This is a genomic window from Neisseria sp. HMSC078H04 (genome assembly GCF_001838135.1).
Lineage (GTDB): Bacteria > Pseudomonadota > Gammaproteobacteria > Burkholderiales > Neisseriaceae > Neisseria.
On sequence record NZ_KV835825.1, the window covers coordinates 347417 to 372824 of the forward strand.

20 protein-coding genes are annotated in these 25408 nt (G+C 48.4%); 6 read left to right on the top strand and 14 right to left on the bottom strand.

Annotated elements, in window-relative coordinates; all coding sequences use genetic code 11:
* Positions 1 to 25 precede the first annotated feature (25 nt).
* The 5 genes from murC to ftsZ all read left to right on the top strand — a co-directional run bounded on the left by murC (position 26) and on the right by ftsZ (position 5926).
* Positions 26 to 1435, top strand: a complete 1410-nt coding sequence (murC, locus tag HMPREF2560_RS03625) for a UDP-N-acetylmuramate--L-alanine ligase (protein ID WP_070873718.1) — start codon at positions 26 to 28, stop codon at positions 1433 to 1435.
* Between the two features lie 87 nt (positions 1436 to 1522).
* Positions 1523 to 2437 (top strand): D-alanine--D-alanine ligase, encoded by a 915-nt coding sequence (locus tag HMPREF2560_RS03630; protein ID WP_070873719.1) that lies wholly within the window; start codon positions 1523 to 1525, stop codon positions 2435 to 2437.
* Positions 2427 to 3146 (top strand): cell division protein FtsQ/DivIB, encoded by a 720-nt coding sequence (locus tag HMPREF2560_RS03635; RefSeq protein WP_070873720.1) that lies wholly within the window; start codon positions 2427 to 2429, stop codon positions 3144 to 3146. The genes HMPREF2560_RS03630 and HMPREF2560_RS03635 overlap by 11 nt, the downstream gene beginning before the upstream one ends.
* Before the next feature lie 74 nt (positions 3147 to 3220).
* Positions 3221 to 4474 carry a cell division protein FtsA gene (ftsA, locus tag HMPREF2560_RS03640; protein ID WP_003682483.1) on the top strand — a complete coding sequence of 418 codons (1254 nt, stop codon included), beginning with the start codon at positions 3221 to 3223 and terminating at the stop codon, positions 4472 to 4474.
* Between the two features lie 252 nt (positions 4475 to 4726).
* Positions 4727 to 5926 (top strand): cell division protein FtsZ, encoded by a 1200-nt coding sequence (ftsZ, locus tag HMPREF2560_RS03645; protein WP_063076120.1) that lies wholly within the window; start codon positions 4727 to 4729, stop codon positions 5924 to 5926.
* A gap of 119 nt (positions 5927 to 6045) precedes the next feature.
* Here ftsZ and ispH read toward each other — a convergent pair whose 3' ends face one another.
* The 14 genes from ispH to carA form a co-directional block, all read right to left on the bottom strand.
* Positions 6046 to 7014 carry a 4-hydroxy-3-methylbut-2-enyl diphosphate reductase gene (gene ispH / locus HMPREF2560_RS03650; RefSeq protein WP_070873721.1) on the bottom strand — a complete coding sequence of 323 codons (969 nt, stop codon included), beginning with the start codon at positions 7012 to 7014 and terminating at the stop codon, positions 6046 to 6048.
* Positions 7015 to 7027: 13 nt separating this feature from the next.
* Positions 7028 to 7534 (bottom strand): signal peptidase II, encoded by a 507-nt coding sequence (lspA, locus tag HMPREF2560_RS03655; protein ID WP_063069310.1) that lies wholly within the window; start codon positions 7532 to 7534, stop codon positions 7028 to 7030.
* Positions 7535 to 7681: 147 nt separating this feature from the next.
* Positions 7682 to 8581, bottom strand: a complete 900-nt coding sequence (glyQ, locus tag HMPREF2560_RS03660; protein ID WP_003685919.1) for a glycine--tRNA ligase subunit alpha — start codon at positions 8579 to 8581, stop codon at positions 7682 to 7684.
* A gap of 81 nt (positions 8582 to 8662) precedes the next feature.
* Positions 8663 to 8845, bottom strand: a complete 183-nt coding sequence (gene yacG, locus HMPREF2560_RS03665; RefSeq protein WP_003682475.1) for a DNA gyrase inhibitor YacG — start codon at positions 8843 to 8845, stop codon at positions 8663 to 8665.
* Positions 8842 to 9462, bottom strand: coding sequence for a dephospho-CoA kinase (coaE, locus tag HMPREF2560_RS03670; RefSeq protein WP_070606048.1), 621 nt, complete (start codon positions 9460 to 9462; stop codon positions 8842 to 8844). The genes yacG and coaE overlap by 4 nt, the downstream gene beginning before the upstream one ends.
* Positions 9462 to 10349, bottom strand: a complete 888-nt coding sequence (locus HMPREF2560_RS03675) for a prepilin peptidase (protein ID WP_070606047.1) — start codon at positions 10347 to 10349, stop codon at positions 9462 to 9464. Before HMPREF2560_RS03675 ends, coaE begins: the two co-directional genes overlap by 1 nt.
* Before the next feature lies 1 nt (position 10350).
* A complete protein-coding gene (locus HMPREF2560_RS03680) occupies positions 10351 to 11592 on the bottom strand; it encodes a type II secretion system F family protein (protein ID WP_070606045.1) in 1242 nt (413 codons plus the stop codon).
* Positions 11593 to 11671: 79 nt separating this feature from the next.
* Positions 11672 to 13351: a type IV-A pilus assembly ATPase PilB gene (gene pilB, locus HMPREF2560_RS03685; protein ID WP_049331882.1), complete on the bottom strand. Its 1680-nt coding sequence runs from the start codon at positions 13349 to 13351 to the stop codon at positions 11672 to 11674.
* A 392-nt stretch (positions 13352 to 13743) separates the two neighbouring features.
* Entirely contained in the window at positions 13744 to 14805 is a 1062-nt protein-coding gene (locus HMPREF2560_RS03690) for a DNA polymerase beta superfamily protein (protein WP_070873722.1), read from the bottom strand.
* Positions 14806 to 14819: 14 nt separating this feature from the next.
* Positions 14820 to 15578, bottom strand: a complete 759-nt coding sequence (locus HMPREF2560_RS03695; protein WP_070606040.1) for a nucleotidyltransferase domain-containing protein — start codon at positions 15576 to 15578, stop codon at positions 14820 to 14822.
* A 91-nt stretch (positions 15579 to 15669) separates the two neighbouring features.
* Entirely contained in the window at positions 15670 to 18885 is a 3216-nt protein-coding gene (carB, locus tag HMPREF2560_RS03700; protein ID WP_070873723.1) for a carbamoyl-phosphate synthase large subunit, read from the bottom strand.
* 25 nt (positions 18886 to 18910) lie between these two features.
* A complete protein-coding gene (locus HMPREF2560_RS03705; protein WP_049344526.1) occupies positions 18911 to 19663 on the bottom strand; it encodes an LEM-3-like GIY-YIG domain-containing protein in 753 nt (250 codons plus the stop codon).
* A gap of 277 nt (positions 19664 to 19940) precedes the next feature.
* Positions 19941 to 20198: a SemiSWEET family transporter gene (locus HMPREF2560_RS03710; RefSeq protein WP_049225703.1), complete on the bottom strand. Its 258-nt coding sequence runs from the start codon at positions 20196 to 20198 to the stop codon at positions 19941 to 19943.
* Between the two features lie 136 nt (positions 20199 to 20334).
* Complete coding sequence (gene carA / locus HMPREF2560_RS03715; RefSeq protein WP_070873724.1) at positions 20335 to 21465, bottom strand: glutamine-hydrolyzing carbamoyl-phosphate synthase small subunit; 1131 nt, start codon at positions 21463 to 21465, stop codon at positions 20335 to 20337.
* A 500-nt stretch (positions 21466 to 21965) separates the two neighbouring features.
* Here carA and pilC point away from each other — a divergent pair, with 500 nt between their 5' ends.
* On the top strand, positions 21966 to 25334 hold the full coding sequence (pilC, locus tag HMPREF2560_RS03720) for a PilC family type IV pilus tip adhesin (protein WP_283132700.1): 3369 nt from the start codon (positions 21966 to 21968) through the stop codon (positions 25332 to 25334).
* Positions 25335 to 25408 lie beyond the last annotated feature (74 nt).

The window sequence follows — 25408 nt, forward strand, 5'->3', positions numbered from 1 at the left end:
TAAAAACCAACCGGAACGCAACGTTATGATGAAAAATCGAGTGACCAACATCCATTTTGTCGGAATCGGCGGCGTCGGCATGAGCGGTATTGCCGAAGTTTTACACAATTTGGGCTTTAAAGTTTCCGGTTCGGATCAGGCGCGTAATGCCGTTACTGAACATTTGAGCGCTCTCGGCATCCAAGTTTACCCAGGTCATACTGCCGAACACGTCAATGGCGCCGACGTGGTCGTTACCTCTACTGCGGTCAAAAAAGACAATCCGGAAGTCGTTGCGGCGTTGGAACAGCAGATTCCCGTGATTCCGCGCGCGTTGATGTTGGCAGAATTGATGCGCTTCCGCGATGGTATCGCCATTGCCGGTACGCACGGTAAAACCACAACCACCAGCCTGACCGCCTCTATCCTCGGCGCGGCAGGTCTCGACCCCACTTTTGTTATCGGCGGCAAACTCAATGCCGCAGGTACCAACGCCCGCTTGGGCAAAGGCGAATACATCGTTGCCGAAGCCGACGAGTCCGATGCGTCTTTCCTGCATTTGACCCCGATTATGTCCGTCGTCACCAATATCGATGAAGACCACATGGATACCTACGGACACAGCGTCGAAAAACTGCATCAGGCGTTTGTCGATTTTATCCACCGTATGCCGTTCTACGGCAAAGCGTTTTTGTGTATCGACAGCGAACACGTCCGCGCGATTTTGCCCAAAGTGAGCAAACCTTACGCCACTTACGGCTTGGACGATACTGCCGATATCTACGCAACCGATATTGAAAACATCGGGGCGCAAATGAAATTTACCGTTCATGTCCAAATGAAAGGACATGAGCAAGAGCCGTTTGAAGTTGTTTTGAATATGCCCGGCCGCCACAACGTCCTCAATGCGTTGGCGGCTATCGGCGTTGCGCTGGAAGTTGGCGCATCGGTTGAAGCGATCCAAAAAGGCTTGCTCGGCTTTGAAGGTGTCGGCCGCCGCTTCCAAAAATATGGCGACATTAAGTTGCCAAACGGCGGAACTGCTTTGCTGGTGGACGATTATGGCCATCATCCTGTTGAAATGGCAGCAACTCTGGCCGCCGCACGCGGCGCATACCCTGAAAAACGTTTGGTCTTGGCTTTCCAACCACACCGCTATACCCGTACACGCGATTTGTTTGAAGACTTTACCAAAGTCCTCAATACCGTTGATGCGTTGGTGTTGACCGAAGTTTATGCCGCAGGCGAAGAGCCGATTGCCGCGGCCGACTCCCGCGCTTTGGCGCGCGCCATCCGCGTATTGGGCAAACTTGAGCCGATTTACTGCGAAAACGTTGCCGATCTGCCGCAAATGCTGCTGAATATTTTGCAGGACGGCGATGTTGTGTTGAATATGGGTGCCGGCAGCATCAACCGCGTTCCGTCTGCATTGGTGGAATTGTCGAAACAATCATAATAAACAGGCATATTGGCCTTTGAGGACAGATAGGTCGTCTGAACAATATTCAGACGGCCTGTATCAGTATTTAAGAAAGTGGAAATTATGCAGAATTTTGGCAAAGTGGCCGTGTTGATGGGTGGCTTCTCCAGCGAGCGCGAAGTTTCGCTGGATAGCGGCGCCGCTATTTTGGCTGCCTTGAAAAGCAAAGGTGTCGATGCCCATGCGTTCGACCCCAAAGAAACCCCGTTGTCTGAATTGAAAACACAAGGTTTTCAGACGGCCTTCAATATTCTGCACGGCACTTTCGGCGAAGATGGCGCGATTCAAGGCGCGTTGGAACTGATGGGTATTCCTTACACCGGCAGCGGTGTAGCCGCTTCTGCGCTGGGTATGGACAAATACCGCTGCAAACTGATTTGGCAGGCTGTGGGCTTGCCTGTTCCTGAGTTTGCCGTATTGCATGACGACAGCGACTTTGATGCCGTTGAAGAAAAATTGGGCCTGCCGATGTTTGTGAAACCTGCCTCAGAAGGCAGCAGCGTTGGCGTGGTAAAAGTCAAAGAAAAAGGCCGTCTGAAAAGCGTTTACGAAGAATTAAAACACTTGCAGGGCGAAATCATTGCCGAACGCTTTATCGGCGGCGGCGAGTATTCTTGCCCGGTATTGAACGGTAAAGGCCTGCCGAGCATTCATATTATTCCAGCTACTGAGTTTTACGACTACGAGGCTAAATACAACCGCGACGATACGGTTTATCAATGCCCGTCGGAAGATTTGAGTGAGGATGAGGAAAACCTGATGCGCGAACTGGCCGTGCGTGGCGCGCAGGCGATTGGTGCGGATGGCTGTTCGCGCGTGGACTTCCTGAAAGATATGGACGGTAAGCTGTATCTTTTGGAAATCAATACCTTGCCCGGTATGACCAGCCACAGTTTGGTACCAAAATCTGCAGCCCATACCGGCGTGGATTTTGCTGATTTGTGTATTGAGATTTTGAAGACCGCTCATGTGGGATGATGCAGGCGCACTGGGTCGGCTGACCCGCAGGCTATTATTGCTGATGACTTTTCTGCTGATAGGTTCGGGCATAGCTTGGCTTTACAATTCCAAATATTTCCCTGTGAAACAGATTGCCATTCAGGGTAAGCTGAAATATGCTTCCGGCAAAGAATTGCAAACTGTTGCACGAGAACATATCAGGGGTAATATGTTCCGCGCCGATATTGATTCGGCGCAGGCCGCTTTTCAGGAATTGCCTTGGATTGACTCGGCAATGGTGCGCCGCCGTTTTCCGGAAACCGTGGAAATTATCCTGACCGAGCGCGTGCCGGTTGCACACTGGCGCGCTGGCGGCTTGGTGGACAGTAAGGGCAATGTGTTTGCCGCAAGCCTGAAACAAGACCTGCCTATATTTGAAGGGCAGCAGGGGACAGGCAAAGACATGGTCAAACATTATGCGGACTTTTCCGGTATTTTGAGTCCGTTGAAACTGACCATCAAAGAATTGATCTACACGCCGCGTTCGGCATGGCTGCTTGTATTGAACAACGGCATTACCGTGCGCTTGGGGCGTGAAAATGAAATCAAACGTTTGCAGCAGTTTGCCCAGATTTGGCCATCGTTGCTGCGCAAAAAACAAAGTCGTATCGAGTATGTCGATATGCGTTATAAGGATGGTTTTTCAGTCCGTTACAGGCCGTCTGAAAACCCTTCCGACAGTGAATAGCCGATTAGACGTGAAGCAATCTTGTTTCAAAAATAATCAAACCGTCAGTCAGACAACATAGCGAACGAGCAATTATGGAACAACAACAAAATAAATATATCAGTGCCTTAGACATTGGTACGTCCAAGGTCATCGCCTTAATCGGTGAGATTCGGGAAGATAATGAAATCCACATTGTCGGCTTGGGCCAAAGTCCTTCACGCGGCCTGCGTGCAGGTATGGTGACCAATATTGACGCTACCGCGCAAGCCATTCGTCAGGCGGTAGAAGATGCCGAGCTGATGGCAGATACCAAAATTTCCCACGTTGTCACCGGTATTGCCGGTAACCATATCCGCAGCCTGAATTCACAAGGCGTAGTCAAAATTAAAGATGGCGAAGTATCGCAAGCCGACATCGATCGTGCCATCGAAACTGCCAAAGCCATCAATATTCCGCCTGATCACAACATCTTACATACCGTGGTTCAAGAGTACATCATCGACAACCAACCCGGTGTGAAGGAGCCTATCGGCATGAGCGGCGTGCGTTTGGACACCCGTGTACACATCATTACCGGTGCGAACACTGCTTTGCAAAATATCCAAAAATGTATCCAACGTTGCGGCCTGCAAATGGATCAAATCATGCTTCAGCCTTTGGCAAGTGGTCATGCCGTTTTGACTGAAGACGAAAAAGATTTGGGCGTGTGCGTCATCGATATCGGCGGCGGTACGACCGACATCGCGGTTTATACCAATGGCGCCATCCGCCATACTGCGGTTATTCCCGTTGCCGGCGATTTGATTACTAAAGACTTGGCACAAGCCCTGCGTACGCCGCACAGTGCAGCCGAGTACATCAAAATCCATTACGGTGCCGCCATTCCGACTATGGACGGCTTGGATGAAATGATTGAAGTTCCTAGCGTTGGCGACCGTCAATCACGTCAAATTTCACGCCGCGTATTGGCTGAAATCATCGGCCCGCGTGTAGAAGAGATTTTGGAATTGACACTGAACGAATTGCGCCGTTCCGGCTTCCCTGAAGAAGTGCTGACTTCCGGTATCGTTTTGACCGGCGGTGCTTCTATGTTGACCGGTATTGTTGAGTTGGCCGAAGAAGTCTTTAATTTGCCGGCACGTATCGGTGTTCCACAAGAAATGGGCGGCGTATCCGAACGTATCCGCAATCCACGCTATTCAACAGCAATTGGCCTGCTTCAGACGGCCTATGCCGCAGAAGAGGGTGAACAAACCAGCCGAACCGGTGCGATTGCCCTGAATGATTCAGGCAAAAAAATGGGTCTGTGGGAAAAAATCCAAAGATTCTTCAGAGACAATTTCTGATAAAAGCGTTCAGGGCAGGCGGTGTAAAATCCGTTTGTCCTGAATATTTAAGTGGAATTAAACAGTTTTAAATAATTGCTAAGTGAATAATTTAAAACTTGTATATTTTCTGTTAAAAATTGTAGTAAAAATATAACGCCGACAGCCGAATGGTAAGAAGATTTTTGCCAGTATCAGGATACTTCTTATATAATACGGATAATGAGTTATTTTGGAACCGTCCTTATAAAGCGGGGCGCGGAGGATTATTGAATGGAATTTGTTTACGACGTAGCAGAATCAGCAACGAGCCCTGCTGTTATTAAAGTTATCGGTTTGGGTGGCGGCGGCTGTAATGCCATCAACAACATGGTTGCCAACACTATTCATGGTGTTGAGTTCATCAGTGCCAATACCGATGCGCAATCATTGGCTAAAAATAATGCGGCTAAACGCATTCAATTAGGTACAAACTTGACTCGCGGTTTGGGTGCCGGTGCAAATCCTGAAATCGGTCGCGCCGCTGCTCAAGAAGATCGCGAAGCCATCGAAGATGCCATCCGTGGTGCAAACATGCTGTTCATCACTACCGGTATGGGTGGTGGTACTGGTACCGGCTCTGCTCCTGTTGTGGCTGAAATCGCTAAAGAAATGGGTATTCTGACCGTTGCAGTTGTGACCCGTCCGTTTGCTTATGAAGGTAAACGCGTACATATCGCTCAAGCAGGTTTGGATCAGCTCAAAGAGCGTGTCGATTCCCTGATTATTATCCCGAACGATAAATTGATGACTGCCTTGGGCGAAGACGTGACCATGCGTGAAGCTTTCCGTGCGGCAGACAATGTACTGCGTGACGCGGTTGCCGGTATTTCCGAAGTGGTGACTTGCCCTAGCGACATGATCAACTTGGACTTCGCCGACGTGAAAACCGTGATGAGCAATCGCGGCATCGCCATGATGGGTTCAGGTTTCGCGCAAGGTATCGACCGTGCCCGTTTGGCTACCGATCAAGCTATCTCCAGCCCGCTCTTGGATAACGTTACTTTGGATGGCGCACGCGGTGTATTGGTAAACATTACCACTGCTCCTGGCTGCCTGAAAATGTCTGAGTTCAACGAGATTATGCGTATCGTCAACCAAAATGCACACCCTGAAGTGGAATGCAAATTTGGTGCTGCCGAAGATGAGAGCATGAGTGAAGACGCTATCCGTATTACCATCATTGCTACTGGCTTGAAAGAAAACGGTACTGACAACCAACTGCGCGCTGCTGCCCGTACCCAACAATTGGTACGCGGTGCGGAAGAAGCGCCTCAAGCTCAAAGCCAAAGCAGTGCTGAAAGCCTGGTTCGTACCAACCGCAATATCCGTTCTATGAATCTGACTGCGGCTGATTTCAGCAACCAGTCTGTACTGGATGACTTTGAAATTCCTGCTATCTTGCGCCGTCAGCAACATACTTCTGATAAATAATCAGGATCATGTATGAAAAGACCTGCCTTAAAGGCAGGTCTTTTTTATTAGTAAAATATACTTAAGGCCGTCTGAAAATTTTCAGACGGCCTTAAGTTCAAATAAAGCAAATAACAAGCTTACCCTTTATTTAGAATTTGTTTGTTTTCGCCCTCGCGGCGCAATTCTTTAGGCAAGACAAATACAATGCTTTCTTCTGCGCCTTCTCCTTCGCGTATGGTCTCGTGTCCCCAGTCTTGAATGGTTTGCAAGACTTCTCGAACCAAGACTTCGGGCGCAGATGCCCCGGCAGTGACACCGACCTTGGTTTTGTTTTCAAACCATTCTTTTTTCAGATAGGTAGCATTATCGACCATATAGGCATCAACTCCGCGCAATGCGGCTACTTCACGCAAGCGGTTGCTGTTGGAAGAATTGGGCGAGCCGACAACAATCACGAGATCGCATTCTTCGGCCAATTCTTTAACGGCAGTTTGACGGTTGGTTGTGGCGTAGCAGATGTCTTCTTTGTGCGGATTGCGGATATTGGGGAAGCGTTGGTTTAAGGCCGCAATAATATCTTTGGTTTCATCCACCGATAAAGTGGTTTGGCTGACATAAGCAAGCTTATCAGGATTTTTGATGTTCAGTCCGGCTACATCTTCCACTGTCTCAACCAAAAACATTTTACCCGGGGGCAACTGTCCCATCGTGCCTTCCACTTCGACGTGGCCTTTGTGGCCGATCATGATGATTTCGTAATCTTGCTCATCGAGGCGGGCTACTTCTTTATGAACTTTGGTGACCAGAGGGCAGGTGGCATCAAAAACGCGGAAACCACGTTGTGCCGCTTCTTCCTGTACGGCTTTGGATACGCCGTGAGCAGAGTAAATCAGTGTGGCACCCTTTGGGACATCCGCCAAGTCATCGACAAAGACGGCACCTTTTGCCCGCAGATTGTCCACGACGAATTTGTTGTGAACGACTTCATGGCGGACGTAAATGGGTGCGCCGAATTCTTCGAGTGCACGTTCAACAATGCTGATAGCACGGTCAACACCGGCACAGAAGCCGCGGGGATTGGCAAGGATAATGGTTTTTTGAGTCATGTGTGTTCCGTTTTCAGACGGCCTTTGTGTCGTTTGAAGGTGTTTTTTTGTGCAGCAAACCATCTAATACCAAGCAAACTGCGCCAACGCAGATAAAGCTGTCGGCAATGTTAAATGCGGGGTAGAACCAGTTTTGCCAATAGAAAAGCAGAAAATCGACAACGTGGCCGTGAATCAGACGGTCAACCACATTGCCAATTGCGCCGCCGATAATCATGGCTGCCCCCAGTTTGCCCCAGCGTCCAAACTCATCACGCCAAATGGCACGGGCCAAATACAGGCTGATAACGACGGCCAGACCTAAAAAGAAGAATTTTTGCCAGCCGCCCTGGTCGGCCAAAAAGCTGAATGCCGCGCCAGGATTATAGGCAAGGGTCAGGTCAAAAAAGTCTGGAATGATATTGAGGCGTTCGCCTTCGGTAAAGTGTTTCAAGATTTCCCATTTGCTCAGCTGGTCAAGAATGATGGCAACGAGGGAAAGTAAGAAAAAGGGAATTTTTGCAGTAGAGGATGAACTCATGTTTTCAGACGGTTTATGTAGTAAAGGGCTTATTTTACCTGAAAGCAGGCTGGAAGTGTTTGCGATGGCATCGACGTTAGGCCGTCTGAAAATAGAAACGCCGCCACTTGAATGTATCAGATGGCGGCGTGGTAAGTATGTGCGGGCTTATTGGTTTTTAAGCAATGGGAAGCCCAGTTTCTCGCGGCTTTCAACGAATTTTTGAGCAACGATGCGGCTCAGTGCACGAATACGGCCGATGTAGGTTGCGCGTTCGGTAACAGAAATGGCGCCGCGTGCATCCAATAGGTTGAACGTGTGGCCGGCTTTGAGTACAAGCTCGTAAGCAGGCAGGGCAAGACTGGTGTCTTCAACTGCAAGCAGGCGTTTGGCTTGTTCTTCATAGTCGTTGAATTGGCGCAAGAGCCAATCGGCATCGCTGTATTCGAAGTTGTAGGTGGATTGTTCGACTTCGTTTTGATGATAAACGTCGCCGTAAGTGACGATGTTGCCATCAAGGGTTTTTGCCCAAACGAGGTCGTACACGTTTTCCACGCCTTGCAGATACATGGCGAGACGCTCGATACCGTAGGTAATTTCACCGAGTACAGGGGAGCAGTCGATACCGCCGACTTGTTGGAAGTAGGTGAATTGGGTTACTTCCATGCCGTTGAGCCAAACTTCCCAACCCAAGCCCCAAGCGCCGAGAGTAGGGTTTTCCCAGTCATCTTCGACAAAGCGGATGTCGTGTACTTTAGGGTCGATACCCAATTCGCGCAGGGAGTCGAGGTAGAGGTCTTGAATATTGGCTGGGGCAGGTTTGAGCGCAACTTGGAATTGATAGTAGTGTTGCAGGCGGTTGGGGTTGTCGCCATAGCGGCCGTCTTTAGGGCGGCGGCTGGGTTGAACGTAAGCGGCAAACCACGGCTCCGGGCCTAAGGCGCGCAGACAAGTGGCTGGATGGGAAGTACCGGCACCGACTTCCATATCGAAAGGTTGGATAACGGTGCAGCCTTTGTCTGCCCAGTAGTTTTGTAATTTGAAAATAATTTGTTGGAAGGTGAGCATGGTGGATGGAATAGGTTGGAATAAAGAGGGTATTTTACTGTTTTGAGCCTGTTTTGGATAGGCTGAAGGAAGTGGCGCAGTTTATTTGCCGTCCAACAGGTCTGAAAAGGGGTCGTCTTCCGAAGAAACAGTGTATTTTTCTTGCGCCCATTCGCCTAAATCAATGAGTTTGCACCGTTTGCTGCAGAAAGGACGGTAGGGGCTGTCGGTGTTCCAAACGACTTCTTTGTGGCAGGTTGGACATTTTACAACAGGAGCGGTCATGCAGTTTCTTTCAGAGTTTGTGCAATGGATTGATAGTATTGATGCAAGCGGGCAACCTTGATTTTTGCTTCTTCCAAGCTATGGGTATTGTCCAATACATCGTCGGCATGAAGCAGTCTGTCAGATCGGGAAGCTTGGGTTGCCATGATTTGACGCGTTTGTTCTTCTGAAAAACCATTGCGTTGGTGTACGCGTTTGATTTGGACGGACTCCGGAACATCTACAACCAAAATGCGGTCGGTCTCCGCTTTAAATGCCGGATTCTCAATCAAAAGCGGTACATCGACAATGCCGTAAGTAGAGGAAGCAAGTTTTTGTTTCTGCTGTTGGATTTTGTTTAAGATTAACGGTAGAAGCAGATTTTCCAGTTGTTTTTTTGATTGAGGCCGTCTGAAAACTTCTTCCCGTAAAGCCATACGATTCAGACGGCCTTCGCTGTCAAAAACCTCATCGCCGAAAAGCTGGCGGATGGCAGGAAGGGCTTCGCCGTTTTCAGCGGTCAGTGAACGGCTGATGGCATCGGCATCGATAATGGGTACGCCAAGCTCGGCAAACATTTGGGCGATAGATGATTTGCCGCTACCGATACCGCCGGTCAAGCCTATCCATAATGTCATTATCGGAATCCTGATTGTACGAGCCACCATTGTACCAGTTGGGTAATAGGTGCATTGGCAACCAAAATAATCCATCCTGCTACAGCAAGGCTGGGACCAAAAGCAAAATATTGGCCTTTACCGACACGGGCGATGAGTGCGCCTAACAACCCGACTAAGGCAGCCATGAAGATCAGAACAGGTAATATCCCTACGCCCAGCCATGCACCGAGTGCGGCCAAAAGTTTGAAATCGCCATTGCCCATGCCGATTTTACCGGTCAGAAGTTTATAGACGGCGCATAAAGTATAAAGGCTCATATAGCCTGCGATTGCACCCCAAACGGCTGAATGCAGGGGCACAAATGTATCGTTCAGATTAAACAGCAGGCCGATCCAAATTAGGGGCTGAGTCAGGCTGTCGGGTAAATATTGCGTATCGGCATCGATAAAGGTCAGCGCAATCAATATGGCAGTCAGAATCAATCCGCCAATAGTCGCCCATGACCAGCCGTATTGCCACGCGATAATACCGAATAAGACACCTGTCAGCAGCTCAATCAACGGATAGCGTATGCTAATATGGGTTTTACAGGCGTGGCATTTCCCACCTAGGAAAACATAGCTGAGGATGGGTATATTTTGCCAAAATCTGATCGGACTTTTGCATTCAGGACAGCGTGAATTCGGTTTACGCAGATTAAATGGCTGTTTTTCTTCGTCTGTCAGCTTGATGCCCAAATGTTCTTTAGAAAATTGTGTCCATTCACGTTCCATCATTATCGGCGTGCGATAAATGACGACGTTCAGAAAGCTGCCAATCAGTAATCCCAAAATAACGGCTAAAGAAATGGCGAATGGCGCAAGAACGGAGAGGGCGTCGATGGCAGAGTAAATACTATCAAGCATATCAACCTACGACATTACCCAAGTTAAACAGCGGCAGATACATGGCAATCAGCAAAATACCGATGAGCGAACCCAATACCACCATGATGATAGGTTCCATCAAGTGAGACAATCGGGAGACGGAGTTGTCTACTTCATCTTCATAGAATTCGGCGGCTTTGTTCAGCATATCGTCCAAAGAGCCTGACTCTTCGCCGATGGCCGCCATTTGGATCACCATATTGGGGAACATATCTGTACTTTGCATACTGGATGTCAGCGACAGACCTTGGGTTACCTTGGCGCGGATGTCTTGAGTGGCTTCTTCATAAAGAATATTGCCGGATGCGCCTGCAACTGAATCTAATACTTCCACCAAAGGAACGCCGGCTGCGAAGAGGGTGGAAGTCGTACGTGCCCAACGGGCGATGGTCGCTTTTCGGACGATGGTGCCAAAAACAGGCAGTCTCAAAATAAAAGCATCGATTCGTTTTTGGAAAGTAGGTGATTTTTCATGGAGTTTGTACAGGCCGAAGGCCGAAACAATCAAAAGGATGATCATAATCCAGCCGTAGTCGACGAATAAATCAGACAAGTTCATGACAAGTTGGGTAAGGCTTGGCAGCTCTGCACCCATATTGGCATAAACTTCTTTAAAGGCAGGCAGTACAAACATCATCATGATGAAGATAAGCGCAATCGCCACCACGATAATGGCAATCGGGTAGGTCAGCGCGGTTTTAACCTTTTTCTTAATGGCTTGGGTTTTTTCTTTATAGACAGCCAGTTTGTCCAATAAGCTTTCCAGTACGCCGCCGGACTCGCCTGCGCTGACCAGATTGCAATAGAAGCGGTCGAAATATTTTGGATATTTGGAGAATGATTTACCCAATGCGCTACCTTGTTCGACATCGGAGCGAACCTGCATCAGCATTTCGGTCATGCTCGGATTGGAGTGGCCGCGAGCAACGATTTCAAAAGCCTGCATCAGCGGCAAGCCTGCCTTCATCATCGTTGCCAGTTGGCGCGTAAACACCGTGATGTCTTCTTGTGTAATACGGCGTTTGCGTGCGGTTTTGACTTTGCTGATACGTAAAGGACGAATGCCTCTGCGTTGGAGTTTTTTGCGTGCTTCTTCTTCGTCTTTGGCAACTACTTCACCACGGACAAGACGTTCGGTCTCGATGTTTTTTCCTTCAAATGTAAAACGCTTGCCTTTGCTTCTTGAACCGAACAGACTTCTTTTTTGCTCTGCTTGAGCCATGAGTTATCCCTTGTTAGTAAGAAATAAAGCGGACTGTTTCCCCGTGCCGCTTTATTTTAATTTTCGAAAATATGGCAGTTTAGTCATTGGTATGAGCAGTCACTTCTTCCAACGAGGTCAGGCCTTGCATGACTTTCATGAGGCCAGCACGACGCAAGTCTACCATGCCTTCCTGATAGGCCATGTTCATGATATCAACTTCTGTACCGTTGTTCATAATGACTTTTTGCATTTCATCGCTGACCGGCATGACTTCATAAATACCGACGCGGCCTTTAAAGCCTTTGCCGCGGCAGCTGTCGCAGCCAACCGGGCGGTAGAGTTTCCAATCTTGAGCCAAGTCCGCATCGGTAAAGCCGGCTTTTTTCAATGCCGGAACCGGCGGGCGCTCAACTTCACGTTTGCAGTTCGGGCACAGTCTGCGCAACAACCTTTGCGCCATAATTAGGCTGACCGAGCTGGCGATGTTGAAAGGCGCGACACCCATGTTCAAAAGGCGGGACAGCGTGGCCGGTGCATTATTGGTATGCAGGGTAGAGAAAACCATGTGGCCGGTTTGGGCGGCTTTAATGGCGATGTCGGCGGTTTCCAAGTCACGAATCTCACCGACCATAATAATATCAGGATCTTGACGCAAGAAGGATCGGAGTGCGGCGGCAAACGTCAGACCTTGTTTTTCATTGACGTTGACTTGGTTGACGCCCGGCAGGTTAATCTCGGCCGGATCTTCTGCCGTCGAAATGTTTACATCTTCCGTGTTCAAAATACTCAGGCAGGTATAGAGCGAAACAGTTTTGCCCGAACCTGTCGGACCGGTAACCAATACCATGCCGTAAGGGCGGTTGATGGCCTCAAGCAGCATTTCTTTTTGGAAAGGCTCTAAACCGAGCTGGTCGATATTGAGCGATGTACCATCGGAATTTAGGATACGCATCACCACTTTTTCGCCAAACAATGTCGGCAACGTGCTGACACGGAAGTCAATCGGACGGCCGTGTTTATGGAAGGCAATTTGAATTCTGCCGTCTTGCGGAATACGTTTTTCGGAAATATCCAAACGCGCCATCACTTTAATGCGTGATGCCAACTGGCCGCGCACGGCGACAGGCGGCTGTACGACTTCACGCAATTGTCCGTCCACGCGGAAACGGACGCGCGCCATTTGTTCGTAGAATTCAAAGTGGATGTCCGATGCGCCCGCGTTCAGGGCATCGGATAAGGTTTTGTGGATGAAGCGGGGGATAGGGCCGTCTTCAGCTTCCTCATTGTCGATATAAAGCGATTGCGATTGCTGCGTTGCTTCATGTTCGTCGTTGATTTCTTTCAGAATGGTTGTCGAACGTTGACCCAGCCATTCCAGCAATGAGCTGAGCTGGTCGTCGGGAACCACTACCAAGTCGACACTTAAACCTGAAGCAAAAGCGATTTTTTGAAAGTTTTGGATTTGGGTCGGATCGGATACGGCGAAATAAACCTTGCGTCCGCGTTTGAAAATCGGAATGCAACGGTTTTGCACCATTTGCTCTTCCGTCAGAATGTCGCTGACTACATTATTGCGCGGGTAGTAGTGCAAATCCAAAAGGGGATAGCTGAATACGCGCGCAACTAACTCCCCCAAAGCTTTAGGGGAGATGATGCCGTCTGAAAACAGGTTGGGCAGGATTTCTTTGCCTGATTGTAAAAGATTGTTGTAATGTTCCGCTTGTTGATTTGAGATGGTCTGGCTTTGAACCAAAACACGCAATAATCCGACACTCATTTTATTTTCCGTTTCTTGTGCAGTTTTCCCTTTAATTTAGAGGAAAGCCGTATTATTTTATCATTATTATGATTAAAGCATATGTTTAATTATGCAAATCTGCTTAAGTTGCAAAGACATGCTTCTGCTTTAATTGTATTTTTATTTCAGACGGCCATTATAAAGCAAGGAGAATAGGCGTTAAACTCGATATTTTTGGATTATGATGAAAAAACAACAATTTTGTCGTATAAATCCAATCAATAACGAAATTATATTTCATGTTGCTATCCCTTGTTGGGAGACGGCGGAAAAGGTTGTTTTGATGGACAGACGGTTAGAATTTGAAATATGAAAAGGCCGTCTGAAAAGAGGAAACACATAATTTCAGACGGCCTCTGTTTTTGATTCTCTTATCCGTAAATCTTGGTTCGGATTTCGACGAGGGCATTGATTGCCAAAGTGCTGTTTACAGCTTCCGGTAAATCGGACTGGGCGAACAAATTTTCTACTTCGTTAATCAATGTTTCTGCACGCGCCAACAGTTCATTGTAAGGAAAAGAACCGCGCTTGATGGCCAGCAATTCGTCACGATTGGGACGGCGTGGACGGATTTCGCCATGAAGGGCAATATCGCGCGCGGTCTCAAGCAGGCGGAAAGTGTGCATCATATTTTTTGCGTCGTAACCGTGACCGTGCGCCTGCGTGCCTTGATAGCGTGTTTCGTTGCGTTCTGCCAGCCATTGTTGATAAGAGGCATATTCGCGGCAGTAGCTGCTGTATCCGTCTTGGTTGAAGGATAGATGGGCAAGCGGTGATTCGCCTTCTGGAATGGTGCTGAGTGAAAGCGTTGAGGCTTCGGGTTTGGGTGCAATACCATGGTAGCCAAGTGTGCCGTCGGCATCGTAAAACAGCGCATAAAGTTCTCGGGCGTGGGCTATTTTGATTAAGCCTGCATGCCTTTGCTCCATTCCGCGTTGCGAAAGCCAGTGTTGCAGCGGTACAGTTTGCGCGCCTTCTACGATGTGGCAGAAATCAAGGATGCTTTTCTTTTCAGACGGCATCGGATTGCTGATTTTTTTATTCAATCCCCGTGCTTTTTTGATTTGTCCGTAGGCATAGCCTGCAAAACTTTGCTGACAGGTTTTAGAGATAAACCATTCGGTTTTAAATGCATCCATCAATGGCGAACGGTATCGCACACAGTCGGAAGGGGAAGCCAGCAGCTCTAGCGTGTTTGGATTACTTTGCAACAGCAATTCGATAAACCGTCCCAGTTCGTAATACACAATATCGTTGGTTTCATTGCTGATTTGTTGGATGTATTCCATGCCGTAAAACATGGATTTAGGCAGGTAAAACACGCCTTTGATGTCGGTATCGGACTCGGGCGTTGCCAAACCGTAGGCGCGGCTGCCGGACACGGCTTCAAGCAGAATCAGGTTTTGCGTATGCAAGTCTTCGAGGGTCAGCATATCCAGACGGCCTTTTACGGATAAATGGTTGCCAAGGTGGAGCGGAACAATTCGTTCAAAGGCCCGCTATCGGCAGGTTCGGCAGCAGGGGCAGACAAGGCAGAAACTTCGTTATATAGGTCAACAGTCAGCTTTTGCAGCTCTGGCGATAATGTGTGCAGATAACTTTCGTCTTGTCCTGCTTTTAATGCGACTAGATCAGTAATTTGGGTAGCACAATCTGTCTGCCACTCATTCATCAACTCAACCAAAGTCATTGGCGGAATACCGCCTTGTTTCACTGCCCAGCGTGCCGCCAATAAAGGGCGTAAGACGTAAAACCATTTCTTCAATTTAATCGGCTGCGCCAAATCCATGGCTTTCAAAGCATTGCCGGCGATACCGCGATAATGGTGCAACAACGCGGCGGCTTGGACGTATTGGGGCGCAAGTTCGTTCAGACGGCCTATGAATGCCTCATCTTGTGTATAAACAATCGGTGAACGCAGCCATTCGAGCAATACGGCATTGCTTTTTCTCAACAGGCGCAAAGCCTTGCGGATGTCCCAGCCGCCTACGTCAAACCATTGGTTTTCAATAAATTCAAACGTATCTTTTGCTTCATCAATTTGCAGATAATGTTCTTGCGGACGGATATAAATGGCGCGTACATCATAATCGCTGTCGGGCGAAGCAAAGCCCCATGCGCGGCTTCCGCTCTCCGCCGCCAACAGAAAATACAGTGGTTCGGCAAGTGAAATTTGAGTCAGTTTTTCTTGAATAGTTTGTTTCATTACGTTTTCCTTCTTTTTGCAGAAAGGCCGTCTGAAACTGAGCAATCAGGTTTCAGACGGCCTTTTATCTATTCAAATCCGATAGGATTGATTAGGCTTTGTTTTTCAGACGGCCATGCAATTCCTGTACGCTGTATACGCCTAAGTGCTCGCGGCTTTTTGCGCCTTCGCTCATGGCTTCGCCGCCCGCGATGGTGGTGTATTGCGGTACGCGTTGGGTAAGGGAAGTGCGGCGGATGCTGTGGCTGTCGGTAACTGATTGTACTGTGCTGCCGACGGTGTTGACCACCAGTGCGATTTCGCCGTTTTTAATTGCGTCCACGATGTGTGGGCGACCTTCCTGCACTTTGTTGACCGCTTGCACGATGATGCCGTGTTCTTTCAAGTATTCGGCGGTACCGCGTGTGGCGCAGACACCGTAGCCGAGTGCTTGGAAGTTTTGTGCGGTTTTGACGATGAGCGGTTTGTCTTCGTCGCGTACGGCGAGGAACACTTTGCCGGTTGTGCTCAAGCGTTCGCCTGCACCGAGTTGGGCTTTGAAGTAAGCTTCGCCGAAGCTTGCGCCTACGCCCATGACTTCGCCGGTAGAGCGCATTTCAGGGCCGAGAATGGTGTCCACACCCGGGAATTTGATGAATGGGAACACGGCTTCTTTAACGGCATAGAAGTCTGGGATGACTTCTTTTTCTACGCCTTGCTCTTTCAGCGAAATGCCTGCCATCACGCGTGCGCCGACTTTGGCGAGCGGTACGCCGGTAGCTTTGGATACGAACGGTACGGTACGGCTGGCGCGTGGGTTCACTTCCAGTACGAAGACTACGCCGTCTTGTACGGCAAACTGTACGTTCATCAAGCCGACTACGCCCAGTGCGTATGCCATGGCTTTGGTTTGACGACGGATTTCATCTTGAATTTCTTCATCCAATGAGTATGGAGGCAATGAACAGCCGGAGTCGCCGGAGTGGATACCTGCTTGTTCGACGTGTTGCATGATGCCGCCGATCACGACGTCTTGGCCGTCTGAAACGCAGTCTACGTCCACTTCGATGGCGTTGTTCAAGAAGAAGTCGAGCAATACAGGGCTGTCTTCGGAAACTTGTACGGCTTCGCGCATGTATTTTTGCAACTCTTCGGCAGAGTGAACAATCTGCATGGCGCGGCCGCCGAGTACGTAAGAAGGACGGACAACCAACGGATAACCGATTTCTTCGGCTTTAACGAGGGCTTCTTCTTCGTTGTGGGCGATGCGGTTGGGCGGTTGACGCAGGCCTAAGTCGTTCAACACTTTTTGGAAACGTTCGCGGTCTTCGGCGGCGTCGATACTGTCGGCGGATGTGCCGATGATGTTTACGCCGTTTTCAACCAATGCGTTGGCGAGTTTGAGCGGGGTTTGACCACCGTAATGCACAATCACGCCCCACGGGTTTTCGGTGCGGACGATTTCCAACACGTCTTCCAGCGTCAGCGGCTCGAAATAGAGGCGGTCGCTGGTGTCGAAGTCGGTGGACACGGTTTCGGGGTTGCAGTTGACCATAATCGTTTCAAAGCCCGATTCGCGCAGGGCGAGCGCGGCGTGAACGCAGCAGTAGTCAAACTCGATGCCCTGACCGATGCGGTTCGGGCCGCCGCCGAGAATCATCACTTTTTTACGGTCGGAAGGACGCGCTTCGCATTCCTCTTCGTAAGTAGAGTAGAGATAGGCGGTTTCGGTGGCAAACTCGGCGGCGCAGGTGTCGACGCGTTTGTAAACCGGATGCAGGTTCAGCGCGTAGCGGTGTTCGCGGACTTCTTTTTCGCTTACGTTCAATAATTGTGCCAAACGCTTGTCAGAGAAGCCTTTGCGTTTCAGACGGCGTAAAGCGGCATAATCCAAGTCTTGTAATTGGCCGTCTGAAACTGATTTTTCTTCTTTCACCAAGTCTTCGATTTGTGCCAAGAACCAAGGATCGATGGCGCAGATTTCGTGGATTTCTTCCAGCGTGAAGCCTGCACGGAACGCATCGGCTACAAACAGCATACGCTCAGGGCCCGGGTTGGCCAGTTCGCGGCGGATTTCCGCTTTATCTTCACTGCGAGGGTTGAAGCCGCACAAGCCGGTTTCCAAACCGCGCAAGGCTTTTTGGAAGCTTTCTTGAATGGTACGGCCCATCGCCATTACTTCGCCCACCGATTTCATCTGCGTGGTCAGGCGGTCATCTGCGGCAGGGAATTTTTCAAACGCAAAGCGTGGGATTTTGGTCACGACATAGTCGATGGAAGGCTCGAATGACGCAGGGGTGCGACCGCCGGTAATGTCGTTGCGCAACTCGTCCAGTGTAAAGCCGACAGCCAGTTTGGCCGCCACCTTCGCAATCGGGAAGCCCGTTGCTTTGGAAGCCAGCGCGGACGAACGGCTCACGCGCGGGTTCATCTCAATCACAATCATCTCGCCGTTTTCAGGGTTCACCGCAAATTGCACGTTCGAGCCACCCGTGTCCACGCCGATTTCGCGCAATACCGCCAACGAAGCGTTGCGCATGATTTGGTATTCCTTGTCGGTCAATGTTTGTGCAGGCGCAACAGTGATGGAGTCGCCGGTATGCACGCCCATAGGGTCGAAGTTTTCAATCGAGCAGATAATGATGCAGTTGTCGTTTTTATCGCGTACAACTTCCATCTCGTACTCTTTCCAGCCGAGAACGGACTGCTCAATCAGCAACTCATGCGTAGGCGACGCATCAAAACCGCGTTCGCAAATTGCCAAAAATTCGTCTTTATTGTAGGCAATACCGCCGCCCGAACCGCCCATGGTGAAAGAAGGACGAATCAGCGTCGGGAAGCCGACCTGTTCCTGCGCCGCCAAGGCTTCGTTCATCGTGTGGCAGACAAAGGATTTCGGGCAGGAGAGGCCGATTTTCTCCATCGCCTCCTTAAAGCGGCCGCGGTCTTCCGCCTTGTCGATCGCGTCTTCCGTTGCGCCGATTAACTCGACATTGTATTTCGCCAACACGCCGTTGCGCGCCAAATCCAGCGCACAGTTCAGCGCAGTCTGGCCGCCCATCGTGGGCAGAATCGCGTCGGGCCGCTCTTTGGCGATAATCTTCTCCACCGTCTGCCACATAATCGGCTCGATGTAGGTAACATCCGCCATTTCAGGGTCGGTCATAATCGTGGCGGGGTTGGAATTCACCAGAATGACTTTATAGCCTTCTTCACGCAAAGCCTTGCAGGCCTGTGCGCCCGAATAGTCAAATTCGCAGGCTTGACCGATAACGATAGGGCCGGCGCCGATGATAAGGATGGATTTTAGGTCGGTACGTTTGGGCATGGTGTTTTACCTTAGAGATTTCAGGTTATTTAAAACTATATTTAACGGGATTGCTGGCACCCCGTTTACGATATTCTTCAGGCAGCCTTTTACGTTGGTATTTTTGGCGGACTTCATCATTTTTAGAAAGTGATTCGCCGTGAAAACCAAAACGTCCTACTATGGTTTCATTAAGCTCAGGAAAATTTTCCTTAGTAGCTGGCAGCCATTCATGCGCTTGTAAAACATCCACAATTAAGCCTTTTTCAACCGCCAAGATGTAATGCGCACGTTTTGCCCGCTCAACATCAAGCCGCCAGGCTAGGCGAACAGCATCATAAGCCGATTTTTCTTTATCTAAAGAACGATTAATATTAATAATCAATAGATTATGATCGCTGTCAAATTGTGCAACAGGTGCATCGTATTTATCTTGTATTTCAGATACATGCATCGAACCAAATTCACTATTGCCATGTCCGCTTTGTTCATTTGATAGCCCCGGATAGGCATCTATTAAAGCAGCTTCTACTTCAAAAGCGGTTTTCTCATTCATGCCATGTCGATGAATGACATGGATAACTTCCAATTTGGCTTTTTGGATAGCGCGAATCCTACTATATTTTAAATTCAGTTCATCTTCGCCATCTTCCGCTATTTTCAAACATTGTTTCAAATGTTCAAAAACCCGGTTGTCTTTGCCTTTGCCTACATAAAAAGTTTCACCATTTCTTGGGTCAATTAAGCGGTAAACGTAATATGCAAGGGCTTTGCAAACTTCAGATGAAAACTTGTCCATATTCTTTTTTCCTCAAATGTATTTAGATAGCAAGCTATTAGCTTGTATGCAGGGTGCGTGCGATACGCACGCGTTCTCCATTTTCCCTGCACTTTAACCCATCGCGTGCGTGCCTTGCGGTACATATTAAAGGCCGTCTGAAAAAACGCTCGCGGGGTTTGTTCCATCTGCCTTGCGATAAAAAACTACCTGAAAAATTCCTGCTATTGATATTTTGGCCACTTTTTTCAGACGACCGTTTGCGTTTTTATTTTGCACAGGCCGTCTGAAAACTTCCTTAAAAACTAGTGATAAATGTAATCAAACCCAAAATAATGCCTGGGGCGTTTGCCAGTATGATGGGGTAGTCGCGTTTTTCTTTCAAAAAGCCGTAGGCAAACCATAATGTGCAGTTGATGGCGGCGACGAGGGGTTGCAACGGCGAGCCGGGGTTGCCGGCAAGGTTGTTTTGGATTTGCGGGATATAAGAAACGTACATACCGACGCCGGCCAGGGTGGCGGTGACGGAAAGAATGTGCATTTGTTTTTCAGTCATTGGTTTTCCTTTCTGATTAGACGATTGGGTTTTCAGGCTGTACAGATGTTGAGAGGGGGCTGAATTTATATTTTTGAAGTTTGGTTTTCAGACGGCCTGTTGTCGAGTTGAGTGTGGCCGTCTGAAAAAATCAGCTTTATTGTTTTGCTGCTTTGATATTGTCAATGAATTTGTCGAATAGATAGCCGACGTCTTGCGGGCCCGGGCTGGCTTCGGGGTGGCCTTGGAAGCAGAACACGGGTTTGTCTGTCAGTTCGATGCCTTGCAAGGTATTGTCAAACAAGGATTTGTGGGTAATGCGTGCGTTGGCGGGCAAAGTGTCGGCATCGACGGCGAAACCGTGGTTTTGGCTGGTGATAACGACTTTGCCGCTGTCCAAATCTTGTACAGGGTGGTTGGCACCGTGATGGCTGAAGCGCATTTTCAGGGTTTTCGCACCGATGGCGAGGCTGATCAGCTGGTGTCCCAAACAAATGCCGAAAATCGGTTTGCCGCTTTCCATCAGTTTTTGTACGGCTTTGATGGCGTAGTCGCAAGGTTCGGGGTCGCCGGGGCCGTTGGACAGGAATACGCCGTCAGGATTGAGTGCCAATACTTCTTCCGCGCTGGTTTGCGCCGGAACGACGGTCAAGCGGCAGCCGCGCGAGGCGAGCATGCGCAGGATGTTGGTTTTCACGCCGAAATCGTAGGCGACGACGTGGTAAGGCTGTTCGGAAGGGGTAACGAAACCTTTGCCCAATGCCCATTCGCCTTCGGTCCATTCGTAAGTTTCTGTGCAGGAAACTTCTTTTGCCAAATCTTTGCCGACCATGCTGCCGAATGCGGCAATCAGTTCTTGTGCTTTTTCAACGGTGGCATCCGCACCGGTCAAGATTGCACCGCCTTGCGAGCCTTTTTCACGCAACAGGGTGGTCAGGCGGCGGGTATCAATGTCGGCGATGGCGACGGTTTTGTTGCGTACCAAATAGTCGTGCAGGCTTTCGGATGCGCGGAAGTTGCTGTGCAAGAGCGGCAGGTCGCGGATAATCAAACCGGCGGCGTAAACGCTGCGGCTTTCTTCATCTTCGGCGTTGGTGCCGGTGTTGCCGATGTGTGGGTAGGTGAGGGTAACGATTTGTTTGCAGTAGGAAGGGTCGGTCAGGATTTCCTGATAGCCGGTCATGGAAGTGTTGAACACGACTTCGCCGGAAGTCGAACCTTCGTAACCGATTGATGTGCCGTGAAATACGCTGCCGTCAGCGAGAACGAGAAGAGCCGGAGTGGTCATGATGGAATCCTGTTTGCCTGATGATGGTCGGTTCGAAAAAAATGGGTCAGGCCGTCTGAAAAATAAAAATTGTTTACAAAAAAGACAGCCTTCGGAAATCTCGGCTAAAAAAAAACACGCTCCGCAGCTTTGATTTTGCTGTGTAACGTGCTTTTTCAGACATAGCGGTCTATGCCGTAGAAGCAGTGTATTTTAAGTCAAAGTAATAGGAATTTCAAGCGTAGAGCAAATAATCGATAATTTAAAAACGTTTTATCTTTACGGTACAGTCTCTTGCTTTTGAAATGCTTGATGAATAAGGCTGAACTAAATATTCAGTCAGGCCGTCTTAAAACTGAGCAGACAGATTGTTTCATTTTTGTTGTGTTTGAAATGCAGGTGTAGGGAAATTCAGCCGAATCAAACATGAAACAGGCTGTTTATGCTAAAATCGTAGCCCCATAAAAAATAAAAACAACGTCATTTTTAGCTGAGATTATCCGATGAAAAAAGAACACATTATGCAAAACGCTCCATCAGGCCGCCATCGCCTCATTCATGCAAGCGTCGCTTCCGCTTTAGCGCTTATCAGCATTTCCGTTCAGGCAAATACGCAGCAATTTGCCCAAACTCCTTTTTACCTGCAAAACAAAACCGACGTCAGCGGCCAACCCAAAGTCAAACACAATATTATGTTTTTGATTGATGACTCGGGCAGTATGCAATGGAATGTGCAAGGTAAGGAAACATCTGTATGGGCTGATAAAAGAATAACGATTACTAAGGAGGCTCTAAAGTCAGTATTGCAAAAGTATGGCGAAAAACAACAATTCCAGTGGGGTTTGCAAACCCTGCATAACAATGGTCATACCGATACTCCGGATAGGATGGGCTTTACTGATAATTGGCAGGACATTCAAAGGAGAGTAGATGGTATCGACCCTGGTCATGCTACGCCAATCACGCGCCGCTACTATGAAGTAGTCAAAAACTTTGTGATGCCCAACATCAAATACCGTTGTCAGAAGTCTTATGTGATTGTGATGTCGGATGGTGATGCCAATATGAGTTGTAGTAACCAGATTCCAGGTGAAGATCCTCGCTTATCTCGTAATACTAACTTCAACTACGATAGGGATTATTACTATTCAAACTATTACCGCGATATTGAACGTAGTGCGGGTACGTCTGCATACCAATATTTTGGGCCGTCTGAAGTGAAGGCTAATGATGATAGCTATGGGAAAGGTAAATTCTTTGATGGTGGAGGTCGTATCAAAGGATACTTTGATTTTCTACCTTATCAATATGATAATGATTTTGGCTTGCCTGAGAATGAAAAGAAATTGCTATGTCAATCTAGTAAATATAAGCATGAGTATGATCCTAATTATGGTAGGTATATGTGGGTAGCTGCAGGCGAAATTATTGTTCCTTATTGGGATAGGAACTATAAGGATGAAAAACGCGGTATGCGTTTCTTTAGCCAGACTTTGGCAGAAAAAGACATTAAAACAGCAAAAGATGGCAAAGATGATGCAGGTAAGAGCTGGGATGGTGATCCAAGCGATCCCAAGGGTGTAGATTACAGCAAGCAATTGGTTCAGACTTTTACTGTGGGTTTTGGTGAGGGGATCTCTCAAGTAGGGAGAGAGTATCTGGAAAAGGGTGCGAGCCGTCCAGACTGGTATTTTAAGGCTGAGAAAAAAGAAGATTTGCTTGAAGCCTTTAAAACCATTGTCGACAATATTGAAAATGACAGCAAAAATACGAAATTTGAAGGCGCTTCTTCAACTGCACCAGCAACGACTAGTACAGGTATTCCCGATATGGCGGCAACGGTTCATTTGAATACCGGCTCTTGGAGCAGTCAGTTGCGGTTTTATAAATTAAAACGCGATGGTACGCCTATCAATACGACTGAGTTTGTTCAGCCATCATTTAATAACCGTCTTACTTTGGTTAATGATGGCAGTAAGACCTATTTCATCGATAGAGCTGCAGATAATGCTTCAAACGCCGATTTTGGCATTTCAGACGGCAGTGCGAAAGATAAGTTGGAATGGAAAAATGCATTGCTGAAATGGACTGGCCGAGCAGGTGGTGATGAAGCCATCAAAGCGGATGCAGAGACAAAAGGTTATAGTCAGTCTTATCGAATTCGTCCGACTGACCCTAATGATCCAAATAAAGATGAACGTAATTTGGGCGATATTTTAGACGGTTCGGTTGCGGCTATTGGCGATAAGCGCGACAACCGTCAAGAGTTTTTGGTCGCCGCTGCCAATGACGGCATGGTACATATTTTCCGTAATGGTACGCCTAGCAATCCTTATGACTTGAAACTCAGCTATATTCCGGCAGGTATGGAACGTGAGGACGAGAAAGGTCAAGCAACAACTTTAGGCAAAGTTCTGAAAGATATTGCACGCGATGGTTACGGCTCCAACACGCCACACCGCTATATGGTCAATGGTGGCTTTGTTCTCCGCCAAACACCTGATAAGCAAACCTTTATGTTTGGTGCGATGGGTCAGGGTGGACGCGGTGCGTATGCGTTGAATATCGGTGCAGTGGCTAACAGTGATCGTAGTGGTTGGAATACGACTGTGCCTTTGTTTGAAACAAAAAAAGGCTCTGACAATAAGCTCGGTTATACCATTGGTTCGACACAAATCGGCCGTGTTTCCATCAAGCGCGATACTACTCCGGTCAATTTGAAATCTGATGTGCGCTATGCGGGTTTCTTGGCTAGCGGCTATCGTACTGAAGATGTGAACAGTGCCGACAATGAAACGGCTTTATATGTCTATGATATGACGGGTAAAGAAGCTGGTACGCAAGATGCCGGTAAAAATGTTTCCAGTGCCGGCAAGCTCTTGGCTAAAATTCCTGCGCCGAATGGTAAAGGCGGCCTCTCTACCCCCACTTTGGTAGACACCGATTTTGACGGTATTGTCGATATTGCCTATGCAGGCGACCGTTATGGCAATATGTTCCGCTTCGACTTGAGAGGTAAAACCGAGTCTGAATGGTCGGCGCAAATGATTTTCCAAGGCTCGGGTAATCAACCGATTACGTCTGCGCCTGCGGTATCACGCCGCAGTAAAGATAAGTATGTCGTCATTTTTGGTACGGGTAGCGAGATTTATCAGAATGAATTGACCAATACCAATGGCCAAATCAATGCCGTTTACGGTATTTACGACGATGTGTCTACTGATGAATCCAAAAAAGCGGTTTTGGCAAACATCAGTGAGTTGGAACAGCAAACCAGAGAAAGTGAAGGCGAACACATTTATGTCAGCGACAATAAGGTAGGCAAAGACAAAAAAGGCTGGAGTCTGACTTTAGACCCGAATGAACGTGTGACTGTCAAACCGACGATGATTTTGCGTACAGCCGTTGTAACCATCCGTAAGTATGAAACCAAAACAATTCATACTGATTCTTCCAGTACCGATGTTTGTTTGCCGGATAGTACGTCCACACAAACGACAGCGAAAACGATTATTCTGGGTGTAAATGCTGAAAACGGTGGCCGTTTGGGCTTGCGTGATGCGCGTATCTCCAGAAAGGATCGTACATTTTTTATCAAACGTGAAAATAATGGCCAGATTTATTACGCCAACGGTATGACTTTTGATGGCGTTATCAACTTTACTTATATAAATTCCAGCAAAGCCGACGATTCTCCGGTAACTGCCGATGGCGATAGCGGCGGCACGGGTACGGATAAGGAGTTGAACGCCACGCCGAGCGTGCCAAACAATAAATGTTTCGCAACCAAAGGTGATCGCAGTCTCTTGTCTAACCAACTGGTCAGCCTGAAAGTAGAAGGCCGTACATGCGGACTCAAACGCATCAGCTGGCGTGAATTGTTCTTTTAATTGGTAAGGCTTAAGCATCGAGGCCGTCTGAATTTTTTCAGACGGCCTTTTCTGTTGAGTGGTAGTAATTGAGA